General features: G+C 40.9%; 14 protein-coding genes. 12 read left to right on the plus strand and 2 right to left on the minus strand.

Annotation, left to right across the window (positions count from 1 at the left end; translation table 11 throughout):
- Window positions 1–151: 151 nt before the first annotated feature.
- The 5 genes from ACMUMK_RS00945 (at window position 152) to ACMUMK_RS00965 (ending at window position 8,348) form a co-directional block, all read left to right on the plus strand.
- Window positions 152–1,003: a YHYH protein gene (locus ACMUMK_RS00945; RefSeq protein ID WP_414699257.1), complete on the plus strand. Its 852-nt coding sequence runs from the start codon at window positions 152–154 to the stop codon at window positions 1,001–1,003.
- Window positions 990–1,622: a toxin-antitoxin system YwqK family antitoxin gene (locus ACMUMK_RS00950; protein ID WP_414699258.1), complete on the plus strand. Its 633-nt coding sequence runs from the start codon at window positions 990–992 to the stop codon at window positions 1,620–1,622. Before ACMUMK_RS00945 ends, ACMUMK_RS00950 begins: the two co-directional genes overlap by 14 nt.
- Entirely contained in the window at window positions 1,609–2,247 is a 639-nt protein-coding gene (locus tag ACMUMK_RS00955; protein WP_414699259.1) for an SCO family protein, read from the plus strand. Before ACMUMK_RS00950 ends, ACMUMK_RS00955 begins: the two co-directional genes overlap by 14 nt.
- Window positions 2,248–2,625: 378 nt before the next feature.
- Window positions 2,626–5,808 (plus strand): SNF2-related protein, encoded by a 3,183-nt coding sequence (locus ACMUMK_RS00960; RefSeq protein ID WP_414699260.1) that lies wholly within the window; start codon window positions 2,626–2,628, stop codon window positions 5,806–5,808.
- Window positions 5,809–6,029: 221 nt separating this feature from the next.
- Window positions 6,030–8,348: a diguanylate cyclase gene (locus ACMUMK_RS00965; protein ID WP_414699261.1), complete on the plus strand. Its 2,319-nt coding sequence runs from the start codon at window positions 6,030–6,032 to the stop codon at window positions 8,346–8,348.
- Window positions 8,349–8,374: 26 nt separating this feature from the next.
- Here ACMUMK_RS00965 and ACMUMK_RS00970 read toward each other — a convergent pair whose 3' ends face one another.
- Together ACMUMK_RS00970 and ACMUMK_RS00975 are read right to left on the minus strand one after the other, a co-directional pair.
- Complete coding sequence (locus tag ACMUMK_RS00970; RefSeq protein WP_414699262.1) at window positions 8,375–8,989, minus strand: DNA-3-methyladenine glycosylase I; 615 nt, start codon at window positions 8,987–8,989, stop codon at window positions 8,375–8,377.
- A gap of 69 nt (window positions 8,990–9,058) precedes the next feature.
- A complete protein-coding gene (locus ACMUMK_RS00975; protein WP_414699263.1) occupies window positions 9,059–9,232 on the minus strand; it encodes a hypothetical protein in 174 nt (57 codons plus the stop codon).
- A gap of 184 nt (window positions 9,233–9,416) precedes the next feature.
- On the opposite strand from ACMUMK_RS00975, the gene ACMUMK_RS00980 reads away from it, so the two are divergent.
- The 7 genes from ACMUMK_RS00980 (at window position 9,417) to ACMUMK_RS01010 (ending at window position 16,394) form a co-directional block, all read left to right on the plus strand.
- Complete coding sequence (locus tag ACMUMK_RS00980; RefSeq protein ID WP_414699264.1) at window positions 9,417–10,301, plus strand: ABC transporter ATP-binding protein; 885 nt, start codon at window positions 9,417–9,419, stop codon at window positions 10,299–10,301.
- Between the two features lie 22 nt (window positions 10,302–10,323).
- Entirely contained in the window at window positions 10,324–11,112 is a 789-nt protein-coding gene (locus ACMUMK_RS00985) for an ABC transporter permease (RefSeq protein ID WP_414699265.1), read from the plus strand.
- A 58-nt stretch (window positions 11,113–11,170) separates the two neighbouring features.
- Entirely contained in the window at window positions 11,171–12,301 is a 1,131-nt protein-coding gene (locus ACMUMK_RS00990) for a sensor histidine kinase (RefSeq protein WP_414700306.1), read from the plus strand.
- Window positions 12,302–12,306: 5 nt separating this feature from the next.
- Window positions 12,307–12,924 carry a response regulator transcription factor gene (locus ACMUMK_RS00995; protein WP_414699266.1) on the plus strand — a complete coding sequence of 206 codons (618 nt, stop codon included), beginning with the start codon at window positions 12,307–12,309 and terminating at the stop codon, window positions 12,922–12,924.
- Window positions 12,925–13,079: 155 nt separating this feature from the next.
- The gene (gene htpX, locus ACMUMK_RS01000; RefSeq protein WP_414699267.1) at window positions 13,080–13,952 is read left to right on the plus strand and encodes a protease HtpX; all 873 of its coding nucleotides are present in this window, start codon (window positions 13,080–13,082) and stop codon (window positions 13,950–13,952) included.
- A 153-nt stretch (window positions 13,953–14,105) separates the two neighbouring features.
- Complete coding sequence (locus ACMUMK_RS01005; RefSeq protein ID WP_414699268.1) at window positions 14,106–15,287, plus strand: NAD(P)/FAD-dependent oxidoreductase; 1,182 nt, start codon at window positions 14,106–14,108, stop codon at window positions 15,285–15,287.
- A 447-nt stretch (window positions 15,288–15,734) separates the two neighbouring features.
- Window positions 15,735–16,394, plus strand: coding sequence for a hypothetical protein (locus ACMUMK_RS01010; protein ID WP_414699269.1), 660 nt, complete (start codon window positions 15,735–15,737; stop codon window positions 16,392–16,394).
- Window positions 16,395–16,396 lie beyond the last annotated feature (2 nt).

A 16,396-nucleotide genomic window follows, 5' to 3' on the forward strand; every position in this document is an offset into this window, starting at 1 on the left:
CCTTTCACTATCTAAATATTGCATATTGTTTACACAATCTGTCTGTGTGTTTATTGCTATCTTAGCCATTAACTAGTGGTGGCTGCCCCTCGGCAGAACATACCTTATTGGTGCCCGCCTACTAAGCTCCTATTTTTAAAAGAGAAAATTTATGAGTCTTACTAAACCTATATTCAGTTTACTTAGCTATTTGCTTATTGCCTTAGCGATGACAGCTTGTGGTGGTTCTTCTGACACCCAAAGTAGCAGTATTAATACCGGCAGCACTGATACCGACACAGATACAGATACTTCTACTGCGTGTGATGCCCCTGTTACCGAGCTTTCTAGTGCATTTTTAGAATTTGTCGCCGCACCAAACGTGACTGTAGTGTTATCTGAAGACGGCTGTACTGTGTCTTTAGAGTCTGCAGGTAAACCTGATCATACCTCCTCTTATTGGGATGCAGCTAATGCCAGTGGTTTGTATGTTGAACCAGAAGATGCAGAGTTATTTAATCAACAAAGATCACCAGGTGACATTGAAGATTATATTAATGATTATGATTTAACTGTGCCTGTAGCCCCAGAGCTGGCAGCCACGCCTTCGGCTACACCCCTCGGTGCAATTGGCATTGCAATTAGTGGCGCACCTATTTTTAATGATTCTGAAGGCAATGGTGACGTATCTTTTGGAGTGATTCAGGGGTTTGACCGTAATGGTGCCCACACGGGGCCAGAAACCTACCATTATCATATCGAGCCAAAGGCTATTTCGTATGATGATGACGGACTCGTTGGAATTATGGCGGATGGTTTTTTCATTTATGGTCGCAGAGACTATGAAACTGGGGAGTATCCCAGCGATCTTGATGAATCAAATGGTCACATTGGCTTAACCCTTTATTCAGAGTCAGAGGAAGGGGAATACCATTATCATATCTCTAATGAGCAATATCTTAATGGTGAATACTATTTGATTTTCCCAGGTAATTTCCAGGGTACACCGAGTGATATCAACTAATAAACCCACCCTCATATGGTGCGTAATACTGACTTTATTGGTGGCTGGTATTGTTTGGCTAGTGCTGTGCTATCAGCCTAATGCCAAGGTGCTCAAAGCAGACGTTAGCATTAATAAGCAAGGCCAGCGGGTATACCAAAATAAGCCTTTTACTGGGGTAATGGTTAGTTACTTTGATTCTGGTCAGCTGGCTACAGCAGATGAGTTTGTAAATGGTCGGCGTCAAGGCTTTGCCAAAAAGTGGTTCACCAATGGAAAACTGGCTTACCACGCCAATTACAACCATGGTCAAAGAGACGGCTTTAGCCGAAGTTGGTGGGTAAACGGTAAGCGCCGGTCTGAGTTTTTCTATATCACAGGCAAGCCAGAAGGCGTTGCTTGGCGCTGGTATCGAAGTGGTGCCAAATTTAAACGGTTTAATTACAAGATGGGTAAACCGGCTGGGCTACAGCAAGCTTGGCGCGAAAACGGCAAGTTATCATCTAATTTTGAGTATAAGAATGGGCGGACCTATGGACTTAAAAAAGCAAATAGTTGTGTTGGCTTGGAAAATGAAGTTATTTCACCGGGTTATTATCAAGCCCAAGCAAAGGGAGAAAAATTCGATGAGAGTATCTAGCCCTGTTTGGCTGTTACTAATTTCTTTGTTGGGAGCATCAGTTCATGCAGCAGAGAGCTTGCCTTATTACAACAGCCAAGAGTTTTCACCCCATTGGTTAGACGCCGATAGCCCTGAACTTAAAAGCTTTCATCGCATTCCAGCGTTTAGCTTTACAGACCAAGATGGTAACTCTGTTACTGAAAAAACCTTTGAAGATAAAATTTATGTGGCAGGCTTTTTCTTTAGCACTTGTCCAGGTATTTGCCCCAAAATACGCTCTAAATTGAACAAAGTACAAACCACTTACTTAGATGATCCAGATGTAAAAATACTGCAGCACTCAATTCGGCCCACCACAGATACTAAAGAGATACTCAAAGATTATGCTGAAGAGCATGGTATTGAAAGTTCAACTTGGTACTTAGTGACAGGTGACAAAGAACGTATTTATTCGTTAGCTAAAAGCGCTTATTTTGCTAGTGAAGATTTAGGTAATATTCAAAATACTAACGATTTTTTGCATACCGAAACCTTGCTATTAATTGATAAAAATAGACATATTCGCGGTATCTATAATGGCCTTAACAGTGCTTCTATAGATTACCTACTTACTGATATCGCTACCCTTAAATCCACAATGTAATACCAATTCCATTGAGTAATTGTCGCCGATTGGGAATATCTCAGCGAATTTAGCACCGCGTTCTCCTTTTTAAAAAAGGAACAGACATGACTTAATAACGGAGTTTTGTTCTGAATTCGCTGGAACTATGCGTAGTGGTCAATTATTTAATGGACTTGCGGTATACGCTTATATTTAAATCTTAAACAGCAAAATCAAGATAGCAATCAGGTACTTTGTAATTAGAAAGGTTACAATCATCTGATATCTTAAGCTCAAAGCCTTGCGGCAGTGATAAAGCAAAGATACGATATATTGATTTACCTGTTGCTAGTTTACCCTTGGATGTTTTAAATAGGTGTTTTGAATTGGCCTAATATTCCGCTGTTTGAGATTTATATGCTTTCGTTGTCCGTTGTTAAAGAACATTTTGCTACCCGTGACTGGAATAAAGGTAAGCGTCTTGCCGAATTCGGTTACGTCAATAAAGACTCTATTAAAGTAACTGACGTTTCTGTGTCTGGCACGGTTCGCAGTGAAAGCTCTTCAGATACTTTTGAGGTGGTCATAGAGGTAGAAAATGACGAGGTCGATGCATACTGTACCTGTCCTGTACGCTATTTTTGTAAACATGCCGCGGCATTAACATCCCTCTCTTTAGATGATTCTTCAAACTTTGGTGCGGCATCTAACACCCTAGTTGAGGAGTGGCTAACGGCGCTGCAAACCACTAGCATCGAAGCCGAACCTTATTCTAGTGAAGTGTATGTTTATATTCTTGAATCTACAGAGTTTGATAAAAAGCATGGTGTGACATTATCTATTTGTCGCTCGAGAGCCCTTAAAAGTGGCGATTTAAGTAAAAGCATGCGCAATGTTTACTTGTCTGACCATGATCTTAAAGATAAAAACTTAAGCAATAATGAAAGACATATTTTGGCGGATTTGATTGGTGCCAAAAATGCCCGTGGCTGCTATCAAGATTTCTCCTTAATTAAGCGTGTTATCGAAACCGGTCGCTGTTATTGGAAAAACATGAATAGCGCTCCGTTAACCCTGGGGACAGATTGTAGAGCTAGCTTTAATTGGCAAGAAAAACGTAAAGGCTCATTTAGTTTAAACTATGAACTTGAAAACGACTCGGTTGAAGTCCTTTATACGAATCCACCTAGTTACTTAGATACCAAACAGCATACTATCGGCTACATTGATTTTGCCATGGATCCCAGTCGAGCAGTGTCTATGTTGAAAATGCCAGTGGTGAACCAACAACAGTTAAGCTGGGTATTGCCGCAGCTTAAAACTTTTATGCAAGATGAGTTTGATGTTATAGGTGCGCCAAGTATCGAGGTAGACAAAGACCTCTTTACACCAACACCAAAGCTGCATCTTTTTTCTCCCCAATATACCCCTGACGGCTCTATGGCTAAGTTAGTGTTTGCTTATAACGAAGTGGATGTTAACCCCCATAGTGAAGATACCGTCATTGAAACAGATGCAGATCCGCTAACGCGAAATATATGGTTTGAAAAGCAAGCCATTGAAATACTGCATCAAGCAGGGTTTAAGTCTCTGCCTGACTACTCACCAAGTGGGTTTCAGCCCAATGAGTATATTCTTAGGTTAAACAAAAATGACTGGCCTAGGGTGCTACATCAAGTTATTCCGGGATTAAGTGCCCAAGGTTGGCAGGTAAGTACCGCTAATGGGTTTTACTATTCTACCAGTGACGTGGGAAGTATTGATGCAGAAATAGAAGAGCAAGATAACAACTTCTTCTCTTTGCAAATTGATATTCAGATTAATGGTAAGCCAAGGGCGTTATTTCCTATTTTGCAAAGTGCCATCAGTCAATTATCAAAAGAAGAGCTGTTATCTACAACCGCAAACGAAGATCAGTTTGTGTATATCAGCATGGGAAAAGGTCACTCACTGCCCCTGCAATTGAGCGTTATCAAGCCTTTGTTAAATCAGTTTGTTGAGCTTTTCCTTCCAAATGCCCTTGATAAACAAGGCAAGCTAACTTTATCTCGGTTACAAAGCCCGCAAACCTTAGATGTACTTGATGGCCAAGGCATAGTTAGCCGCGGTGAAAAAGCACTAAGAGAAGTCGCCAACAAGCTGAAAAATTTTGATGGTATAAAGCCTGTTAAGTGTCCTGAAGATATCAACGCGACTTTACGTGATTATCAGCAAACGGGTTTAAACTGGTTACAGTTTTTACGGGAATACCAACTATCTGGGATTTTAGCTGATGACATGGGGTTGGGTAAAACCTTACAAGCCATAGCAAACCTTACCATTGAGTTAAATGCTGGCCGCCTTAGTAGTCCAGCGCTTATTATAGCGCCCACTAGTGTGGTGTTTAACTGGCAGTCTGAAATAGAAAAATTCAGCCCAGGCCTTAATCATGTAGTAATGCATGGTGATAAACGCCAAAGTAACTTTGAAAACATGCACCAGCAGCACGTTATCATTACCAGCTATGCCTTAATTGTCAGAGACATTGAGTACTATGAAAAGTTAGCATTTCACTATCTGATTTTAGATGAAGCTCAGTACATCAAAAACCCTAAAACCAAGCTCTATAGTGCGCTACTTTCCCTAAATGCCAAGCACAAGCTATGTATGACGGGTACGCCAATGGAAAATCACCTTGGCGAACTGTGGTCGCAGTTTAACTTTTTACTGCCAAGCTTTTTATCTAGCCAAACTCAGTTTACAAAACTGTTTAGAACACCAATAGAAAAGCAAAAGTCAGTAGAAAGGCAGCAGGTTTTGAATCAACGTATTCAACCTTTTATTTTGCGCCGTACCAAAGACAAAATAGCCAAAGAGTTACCGCAAAAAACAGAAATTATTAGCAGTATTAGGTTAGAAGGTAAGCAAGCAGAGCTCTATGAAAATGTGCGTTTAACTATGGACAGTAAGTTAAAGGCCATTATTGAAACCAAAGGGTTAATGCGCAGCCAGATTGAAATTCTAGATGCCATGTTAAAGCTAAGACAAGTGTGCTGCCACCCGCAGTTATTGTCCTTGTCTACCGCTCAAAAAGTGAAAGAGTCCGCTAAACTTGCCTATTTAATGGATATGCTACCTGAGTTAGTGGCTGAGGGCCGCCGCATCTTAGTGTTTTCGCAGTTTACCTCTATGTTGCAACTCATCGAGCCAGAACTTAAAAAACAAGATATTGGCTACGTAAAACTAACTGGGGCTACCAAAGACAGACAAAAAGTCATCAATGCCTTTAAAAATGGTCAGGTGCCTGTATTTTTAATTAGCTTAAAAGCAGGTGGTACAGGCTTAAACCTAACTGAAGCAGATGTGGTCATCCATTACGATCCTTGGTGGAACCCGGCAGTAGAAAGCCAAGCCACTGACCGTGCCCATCGTATAGGCCAAGACAAACCCGTATTTGTATATAAACTAGTAATAGAAGGCTCAATCGAACAAAAAATATTAGAGTTACAATCCAATAAAAGCGCTTTGGCAAATGCGGTGCTGTCTGATCAGCTCAGCGAAAAGTCAGTAGGATTAGACTCAAATACACTGCAATCCTTATTAAAACCCCTTGGCGACTAAAGCTTGTAAACAAATCTATTTTCAATAGAAAAGGGTTTAAGTATATAAATATTGGATAGGCTGTTTTATCATCAATTTGTTATGTGGTGTTTATATGTGCAGTGTAGAGGCTACTAGGCTTTTTTAGCTTTGGGTAAAGTTTTCTAGGACGGGATTAAATCTAAATATTGATTAACTTACAGGCTGTGCGTATACATTTTTATCTTTTAGCTGCTTTGATTATGTTGAGCAGCTTTTGGTTTTCTGCTGTTGGCCACGCCCTCTCGGTTTCTACTAATGCCAGCCAAAGTAAGCCCTCTGACTTATTGAAAAAAGCTAAATCCTTAGTGGGGGTTGATAACCTGCAAAGTGAAGCCATTGCACTAGACCTGATTAAGCTCTCTAAAACTGCCAAACCATCCCATTTAGCAAACGCCCATGCACTACTCGCAGACTTATACCGAAAACCACTTAAAGATATAGTAGCGGCAAAATATCATTATTCTCAAGCTGCTAAGTATTATCTTGAAGCAGACAATACCCGCCAATACATACTGACTATAGTTAGCTATTCAAAATTAATTTTATCTGAAAAAAACTATGAGTTTGCTCTTGATACACTAGAGCGTTCTCTGCCTATTGCATTACAAGCAGATGACCCCTTGTTATCGGTTCGCGTATTCGAGTTGCAGGGACGTATTCTATACGAACAGAGGCTTTATACAGAGTCAGAACACGTTTACTTTAAAGTGATTGAGCAGCTCAAGGGGCTCAATAATAACAAAGCTTTAGAACTTAAAGGTGCGGCGTACCATCAGCTTGGGCAAATTTATAAACGTTTATATGATGATGAAAAAGCAGTTATTTTTCATAAAAAAAGCCTAGATGTGCAACTGCAACGTGGTGATGAGAATGGGATAGCCAGAGCATATAAAAATGTAGCGGGAGCGGAACTTAGAAATAAACATTATTTAGCTGCACTCGACTATGCCTTTAAGGGCTACGACATACAAAAAACGCTAAATGATAACCAAGAGGCGGCTGAGTATTTAACCCTAATTGGTATAGCCTATCGATACCTCAATCGTTATGAAACCTCTTTAGAATACAGTATTCAGGCCTACCAAATTTATTTAGAAACCAACAATATCAAAAAAGTCGCCGACAGCTTGATTCAAATAGGGTTTTTATACACCCGCCTATATAAGTATGAGCAGGCTAAAGTCTTCTATACAAAAGCCATTGAGTTACCGCAAGACAAAGTGCCCGCTAAAATTTTAGCCTCTGCCTATAGAGAGTTAGCCATAATCGAGCTTGAAGAAAAGAATTTTGATCTGGCATTAAATATGGCCCAAAAAGCTTACGATATTTATCAGCAAGATAATAATAAGCTTAAAAGCACAATTGCAATGCGTATTATTGGTGAGATTAAGTATGCTCAGGGCATGCGAGAAGAGGCCATAAAATACTACAAAGATGCCTTGGCGTTAGTGGCAGGCGGACCTAATGACATCAGAGATATCAACAAGGTTAAAGTACTTAACAAGCTAGGAAGAGCATTAGCAGATACCAATAATCAAGAAGCCATTGAGATACTCAATGAAGCCATTGAAATCTCTGTTGAGGAAGGCTTTCTTAATGAAGAGTCAGATGCATACACCTCCCTTTTAAGATTAGCCAAAGCAAACCAAGATTATAAACAAGCATTATCATATGCAGAGGAAAAGCTAAGGCTGGCTTGGCTTATTTCACAAGAGTATGAAGAGCAAAACTTAACCATAGTAAAAGCTAAAATGGACTCTTTTAGCATGGAAACAGAACTGGCCACCTTAAGAAAACAAGTTGACCTTGATAAGCTTAAGTTGGCGCAAAAGAATAGTGAGATTGAAATTGTTGGGCAAACCAACAGGATTGCTGAATTAGAACTAGTTAAAAAACGCTACGCTAATATTCTATTGGCCTTTTTATTACTAATTTGTTTATGCGGATGTATTTATGTTTACCGTATCTTTATCGCGTCTAAAAAACGCAATATTGAGCTGGATTATTTAGCAACCCATGACCAACTTACCAATTGCTATAATCGTCGCGGCTTGTTTGACTTTTTTGAAAGCCATTATCAAAACGACGAGATAACCGACGAACTGGCCATAATCATGGTAGATGTAGATCACTTTAAAAAGGTGAATGACCTCCATGGCCATGAAACTGGAGATGATGTGCTCAGAAGTTTCTCAAAGATTTTGCTAGATTCAGTTAGAAAGAGTGACCTAATAGCCAGATATGGCGGTGAAGAGTTCTGTATTGTCTTGCGGGGCGTAGGTTTACCTTATGCTGAAAACATTGCATCAAAATTACGCCAAAAAATAGAAACGGCAAACTTTAACGGCATAAAAATCACCAGTAGCTTTGGCATAGCTTATAGTCAGTCAGACGAACTAACACCAGTGCAGTTGATTGCCAGAGCCGATAAAGCCTTATACAAATCTAAATTTGATGGCCGTAATAGGGTGACCCTGTGGCATCCAAAGCTAGATGAGGTAAAGCTAACTCCGCAGTAAAGCTGGGAATCTTACCCATCCTTAATTTATTTGATACTTGGCCTTGTTAGCGTATTTCTTAATTGTGCTGCCTTGGCTCTGAATTCACAGCCATGGGCATGATCATTCACCATCCCCATAGCCTGCATAAAAGCATACATAGTCGTAGGGCCGACGAATTTCCAGCCGCGCTTTTTTAAATCTTTAGATAAGGCGATAGACTCTTCACAAGTGGCCATAAACTCAGGGGCGATACTTTCATCACGTTTTGGTTCAAACTGCCAAAAGTAGCTAGCCAGTGAACCGAATTCTGCTATGACTTCTTGTGCTCGTTTAGCGTTGTTAATGGTTGCGGTGATTTTACCGCGATGGCGTATAATACCGGCATCTAACACCAAACGTTCAACGTCTTGCTCGGTAAATTTAGCCACTTGGTTAAAATCAAAATTAGCAAAGGCAGCCCGAAAGTTTTCTCGCTTGTTTAAGATAGTCAACCAACTAAGGCCAGACTGAAACCCCTCTAAGCAGATTTTTTCAAATAGACGCTGATCATCAACAACGGGATAACCCCATTCATTGTCGTGGTAATCAATATACTGCTGGGTTGACTGGCACCAAGTACAACGACTTTGTCCATCTTCAGCGATAAAAGTATCAAGCATAGTAGTCTCGTATTGCTAATTTTGTTCACTAGAGTACATAGGCGCTGAGTTTATGTAAATTTCGGTCCCTTAAATGATTAACCTACCACTGGCTATTAGGCCATAAACTAAGCCACTAAACCCTAGCAGTATCCCTAGAGCATTGCCTAATATCCCGCAGTTTTTAAGGCGTTTTCGCTCGGACACTTTTGGGGGTTGAGTACTAGGATCTGCTAGCGTTTGTTGTGCTACTAGTGTCTGCATTTTGTTTGTGTGAAATAAGATACCCGCTGCAAGTCGAAATAGTGTGACAAGTTTTTGAGGTATGACAACTTATGACATTTGTCATATTAAATTGATGACACTTGCCTCTGATTGTCTGAGCAGAAGTGATTCATAGTGTACCCATGATTTACAACGACTTAATTACAGTAATCGGAGTGCACACATGTCTCAACAAAATATGATTGCCTTTGCTAAAGGGTTAAACAAATCTTTTTCAGGGAAACCTGCAGTGGTGGATTTGGATCTTGAAATACAAGCAGGTCAAGTACTCGCAATTTTAGGGGCAAACGGAGCGGGTAAAACAACCTTAATCAATATTCTATTAGGGCGTCTTAGTCATGATTCGGGTGATGTGAATCTGTTCAATGCTAAGGCTGGCTCACTTGAGGCTAAGCGCTTAATTGGCGCTATGTTGCAAGTGGCTAACTTACCTGAAACTTTAAAAATTAAAGAGCATATTCGTCTTTTTCAAAGTTATTACCCTAACCCCATGCCTTACGAAAAAGTGCTTGCTTATGCAGGCTTAGAAAAGATGCAAAACAGATACTCTAAAAAGCTCTCGGGTGGTGAAAAGCAGCGTTTGTTATTTGCGTTAAGTATTTGTGGTAACCCCAAATTACTGTTTTTAGATGAACCAAGTGTGGGTATGGATATGGAGTCTAGACAAAGTATGTGGCAGGCCATCCGCGACCTTAAACGTGCAGGTACATCTATTGTGCTCACCACCCATTACCTGCAAGAAGCTGACTCCTTGGCAGACGAAATTTTACTGTTAAAAGATGGCAAGGTCGTAAAAAGAGGCAGCAGCGAAGAAATAAAAGCCAGTGTTAATCATACCACTATCCGTTTTTGTGCAGACTTAGACCCCGCCGTGTTTGAAGGTTTTGAAGGCGTAGTTAGCTGTTCTAAAAGCGGTAAGTACATTGAAGTTCAAACCAGTAACGCTAGCCAAAGCCTGCAACAAATATTAGCTCAATACCCTGATTTAGAGGATGTCACGGTAGAGCGCGCCGGCCTTGAAGAAGCATTTAAACAACTTAACCAATAATTGATATTTAAGGAGAAACCCAATGGACACTCTTCAATCACATTCAAACAATGAGCAAACAATGACTTTCAGCAAAAACGTAAACGTATATTGGCAAGAAACTAAGTACGAATGGCTTAAGTCTATCCGTAACCTAGCCTTTGCATTGCCCGCTATTTTATTCCCGGGACTATTTTATATATTTTTTGGGGTATTGATGAATGGTCATAACCCTCAGGCCGCTATTTACTTATTATGTACTTACGGGGTATTTGGGGTAATGGGGCCAGCTTTATTTTCGTTTGGTGCTGGCTTAGCAATAGAAAGAGGCCAAGGTTGGTTAGATATTAAATCGGCGTCTCCTATGCCAGGTGGCGCACAAGTTATCAGTCGCCTTTTTGTATCTATGGGGTTTTCTGTATTGATCCTCCTAAGTCTGGGTGGCATAGCAGCAAGCCTTACGGACATTAGTTTAACCCTGTCTCAAGTGAGTTTGTTGTCTGTTATTTTAGTGCTAGGCGGTTTACCTTTTTGCTTACTAGGGCTGACCTTGGGCTTGTCTTTAAAAGCTCAAAGCGCGCCTGTGGTAATTAATATGGTGTACTTACCCATGTCTTTTTTGTCTGGCTTGTGGATACCCATTGCTATGCTGCCAGAGTTTTTACAATCTTTTGCAGCATTTTTACCTCCTTATCATTTATCGCAATTGGCGTTAAAAGTGGTGGGCTTAGATGCAGGTGGTTCAGTTGCAGGGCATGTGCTTATTTTGGCACTCTTTAGTGGTATATTTTATGTGTTTGCTGTTTTGGCTTCTCGTAAAAAAGCGAATTAATTGAAGACCTTAGATAAGTGACGAGAACGGCAATTTTATAAATAGTAGAGTAAATGTGATGAAACAACTGCTGCAAAAAATAGATGCTAGGTTATTACCTAAGGGATTAGACGAGCGATATGCACCTTATATTTGGCTGGTTTACTTACCGCTATTTTTTATCCCTGTTGCAGTGTTGAATGAAAATAAAATGGATCTAGTGTGGATAATGGCCGCCACAGTAGCGTTTTTAGGTCTTTATTTTCATGCGTTTTGGGTCAAAGGGCAAAGCGTTATTTATCACATTGTGGCCATTATATTGATTGCGACGCTCTCGGCATTTATTTCAGCCAGTGCTACTAGTTTGTTTATTTACGGCTCAGCATTTTGTAGCCGGTTAAAGCCACTAAAATATGCACTTAGTGTACTGGTTGCCATCTTAGTGTGGATTGTGTTGATAAGCTGGATTTTTAAGTTTCAGTTTTACTTTTATGTGCCCGCTTTGGTGTTTTCCTTAATTGTTGGCCTAGTTAATATTTATCAATATGCCTTACACGAAAACAAACAAGCGCTGATTTTATCCCGTAAAGAAACCCAGCGATTAGCCAAAGTTGCCGAACGTGAGCGCATTGCCCGCGACCTACATGATTTAATTGGCCACACGTTTTCAGTAATTACGCTTAAAGCCGATTTGGCAGGGCGGTTACTAGATAAAGACATTGAAAAAGCCCGCAGTGAAATAAAGCAACTTGAAGATATCTCTCGCAATGCACTAAGCCAAGTACGTGAAGTGGTATCGGGTTATCGCACCAGTGATTTACTCAGTGAGCTTGCCAATGCTAAAAATGTGTTTGCCAATTTAGATATTAATTTTGACTATGAATTTGAAAATATCGACGAACAACAAATTGAGTTAGAGGTAGCGGCAAACAAAGAGCTGGCAATTGTACTGCGAGAGCTCGTCACCAATATTATTAAACACGCTAAGGCCGACTCTGTAACAGCCAAACTTAGCAAGCAAAACGGAAACATAATACTAAGTGTGCAAGACAATGGTGTGGGCATTGACGCTACGCAAAAGCATGGTAATGGCCTAAAGGGCATTGCTGAGCGTATGCAACCATTTAATGGCTTTTTACATATTCAAAGTGGTGCCGAGGTAGCTGGCACATTGATCGAAATCAGCTTACCAGCGCTAGATAAGGATTAATCAAGATGAAAACTATCAATATATTATTGGCTGAAGACCAAACCATGTTGCTTAATGCGCTAGCCACTATTTTAGACTTAGAAGATAACCTAAATGTGGTGCAAAGCTGTGCTAACGGAAAAGAAGCGTTTGACTATGTGCAATCCCCAGATTCTGAAAGAGTCGACATAGTGCTTACCGATATTGAAATGCCGGATATGACAGGCTTAGAGCTTGCGCAGCAACTTCATGACACCCAAGTACAAAGTAAAACTATCATTCTGACAACCTTTGCAAGAAGTGGCTATTTACGCCGCGCCATGGATGCAGGGGTAAAAGGCTATTTGTTAAAAGACTCGCCTTCGCAGGATTTGATTGATGCTATCCACAAAGTACACCAAGGAGGAACAGCCATTGCGCCAGAGTTGATGGTTGAATCTTGGATGGAAAAAGACCCCTTATCAGACAAAGAGCGCCATGCGCTGCGTTTGGCAAAAGACGGACTAAGTACCGAAAAAATTGCCGAAAAACTATTTTTATCTACAGGTACAGTGCGTAATTACTTGTCATCGGCATCTAGTAAATTAAATGCTAAAAATCGCGTTGAAGCTGCCAGAATAGCCCATCAAAATGGCTGGTTGTAGCACATCCGCTGCTAAAATCACCAAAGCGGAGCTTGCTAGTGCAGGGCCATTGTGACTATTTACAAAAATAATATTTCACAGTGGCTATTGAGCAATTAGCAGATTGACCACATATTAAACACTCAATAGATGGGTTGTAACGTCGGAGTGTTACTATGTTTCGGATCTTAATATTTTTAGCCACTAACATTGCCGTAATGGCGCTGATTAGTGTGGTGTTTAGTCTGTTAGGTTTTCAAGGCCTATTGGCGCAAAACGGTGTTGACTTAGATTTACAAGCGTTACTGGTGTACTCGGCAGTGATTGGGTTCAGTGGCTCGATAATTTCTTTGTTGATATCTAAGTTTATGGCCAAGCGCAGCATGAATGTGCAGGTAATTAAGCGCCCAAGTAATCAAACCGAACAATGGCTAATGCGCACTGTAGAACGCCAAGCTAAACAAGCCAAAATTGGTATGCCAGAAGTGGGAATTTTTCACCATCCTAGCCCCAATGCCTTTGCCACTGGCTGGAATAAAAACGATGCATTAGTGGCCGTAAGTACTGGGTTACTTGATAGCATGACTGAAAACGAAGTCGAAGCTGTGTTAGCCCATGAAGTAAGCCATGTTGCCAATGGTGACATGGTCACTATGACGCTCATTCAAGGTGTGCTTAATACCTTTGTGGTGTTTTTATCTCGCATTATCGGCCATGTGGTAGACAGGGTAGTATTTAAGGTAGAGCGAGGCCACGGACCAGCGTTTTGGATTGTATCTATCATTGCTCAAATTATTTTAGGCATAGCTGCCTCGATGATAGTTATGTGGTTTTCAAGATACCGAGAATTTAGGGCCGATGCAGGAGGAGCAAACCTTGCAGGGCGCAACAACATGATTGCAGCACTAAAACGTTTAAAGCAAAATCAAGACGTGCCTCCCATGCCAGACGAAATGGCCGCTTTTGCTATTAGTGCAGGTAAGGTGCAAAAATTATTTTCGAGTCACCCACCCTTAGACAAACGTATTGAAGCATTGCAAAAAGGCTAGGTTAGTTATACCCCTCAAGCTGTTAGCTACTAATAGCTTGAGGGTGATGACCTGTATCTTGCTTATATTTAGCAAAGATATAATTTAGGCTTTTGAGCTGAAAATCTTTATAATCTGCGCCGATCCTCATGGCTTTCATAAGTAGATAAAAATTTGAAGAACGTAGATGTAATCGTAATAGGGGCCGGGGCGGCTGGATTGTTTTGTGCCATCGAGGCCGCTAAACGCGGGCGCAATGTCACTGTGCTTGACCATGCCAAACGTCTAGGTGGCAAAATACTTATGTCCGGTGGCGGCCGCTGTAACTTCACTAACATGTACGCCAGCCATGAAAACTTTTTATCTAACAACCCTCATTTTTGTAAATCAGCGTTAAGTCGTTATACCCAGTGGGATTTTATTGGGCTGGTTAGCGAGCATGGCATTGCCTATCACGAGAAAACCCTAGGGCAACTTTTTTGTGATGACAGCGCCAAAGACATCTTAAATATGCTGCTAGCCGAGTGCGAAAAAGCAGGGGTAACTATTACCAATCAATGCGAAATTCTAGCGGTTGAAAAATCCGATATCGGGTTTGAGGTGAATACCGCCAAAGGGCAATTTCAAACAGAATCATTAGTGGTGGCCACGGGCGGCTTGTCTATGCCCAAACTTGGCGCTAGCCCCTACGGTTACAAACTAGCAGAACAATTTGGTTTAAAGGTGTTGCCTACACGAGCCGGCTTAGTGCCTTTTACCCTGCACGAACAAGACAAAAAAGTACTGGCCGAGCTAAGCGGTATTTCTTTAGATGCCAGTGCCAGTTGCAACAACACCGCATTTAACGAAAACATCCTGTTTACACACAGGGGCTTAAGTGGCCCAGCCGTACTGCAAATATCGTCGTTTTGGGAGCCTGGAGAAACTGTAGAATTTGATTTATTCCCCAATGGGGATTTATTGGCAGAACTACAAAAAACCCAACAAAAGCAGCCTGATGTACAGCTAAGTACCGCCCTCTCTAGCCATTACCCTAAACGTTATGTACAAGCTGCATTGCCCTACCTAGGGGTTGAGAACAAGCCACTAAAACAATACCAAGGTAAACAGCTAGAACAAGCAGCCCTTGCCTTTCACCAGTGGCAACTCAAGCCTAATGGCACCGAAGGCTACCGCACCGCAGAGGTGACCTTAGGCGGCGTAGACACAGACGAACTCTCTTCAAAAACCATGGAAGCCAAAAAAGTCAAAGGCCTATATTTTGTAGGCGAAGTTATGGACGTAACAGGTTGGCTAGGTGGGTTTAATTTTCAGTGGGCTTGGAGTAGTGGTTGGGTGGCTGGGCAAGTAGTATAACGCTGCGCTTGTTGTTTATTTATGCGCTTCGCTTATTGAGATTATTCACTTCGTTCACCGCAATCCATTGCGGATTTTGATAAAGCATCCCTGCTTCACCAGTTACTTCTTTTCAAACGCCAAAAGAAGTAACCAAGAAACGCTCTGCGACAGACAAATTCTAAATTCATAAAATATTTGGCTTTGATGTTGAGGCGGCAATAAGCCGCTCCCAGCTATAAAAGATTGCCTTGTTCGAGCGTCCTTGCTCGAACACTCAACAAGCCAATAATTTTATGGGGAATTTGTAGTCGCGGGTAAAGCAAAGGCAAGAAAGTTAACCTGTGCAATATGTTAGAGGCTGTGGTAGAACTGGGGGATGTGGGAAGGCGAAAAGGTTCCGTGTGTAAATACGGAACCTTTCCGGATATTAATATTGTTATGTGCCAATCAAGGATTGAGGTTATCTTGAAAAAATTACAAGAATTCAGAAACCAGATAGATAATGATGAAGGACTCAAGAAAAAGCGTAAAGTTCTGATATCTGTTTGTGTCGTATTTATCGCGCTAAATATTACTGGCGCCACACTTGAAGAAGCTAACACATTTATTTTCAAGTTAAAATTCACCAAGGCTACTAGTTTATCTTATCTTTTTGTGGGCACTATACTTTATCTCACCCTCAGATATTTTGGGTATGCAAGGGAGTTTCATGAAAAGCTTTTTAACTTTTGGAGTTCTCGTTTATTAAGTGATTATAGAGTGTTGAATTTTAATCCCCATGAACATGATTTCACTGGTTTGTTAAGCTCTGCAATTAAGGTATACGTAGGTGATGAACCTGGAATTCAATCCCCTTCCTATAAGGTTACTGGTCTCTTCAAGCGTAACTTAACTTATGATTCGGAGAATGTTGATGAATATGGCGTTGACTGCTTTTATACAGCCAATATAGAGCTAAATAGATACGATAAAAAATGGACTAGAAGAAAATTTCTTTCACTTCTTATGTTCGAGGCGAACTATCAGTTTAATGCTTTTATCAAAAGCAGAGAAAACCTAGATCTCTATTTTCCGTATTTTGTGAGTTTATTAGCTTTGCTTAGTCTATATTTCAAGCCAATTTGACT

Origin of the sequence: Paraglaciecola sp. 2405UD69-4 (assembly GCF_047525415.1) — a bacterium.
Lineage (GTDB): Bacteria > Pseudomonadota > Gammaproteobacteria > Enterobacterales > Alteromonadaceae > Paraglaciecola.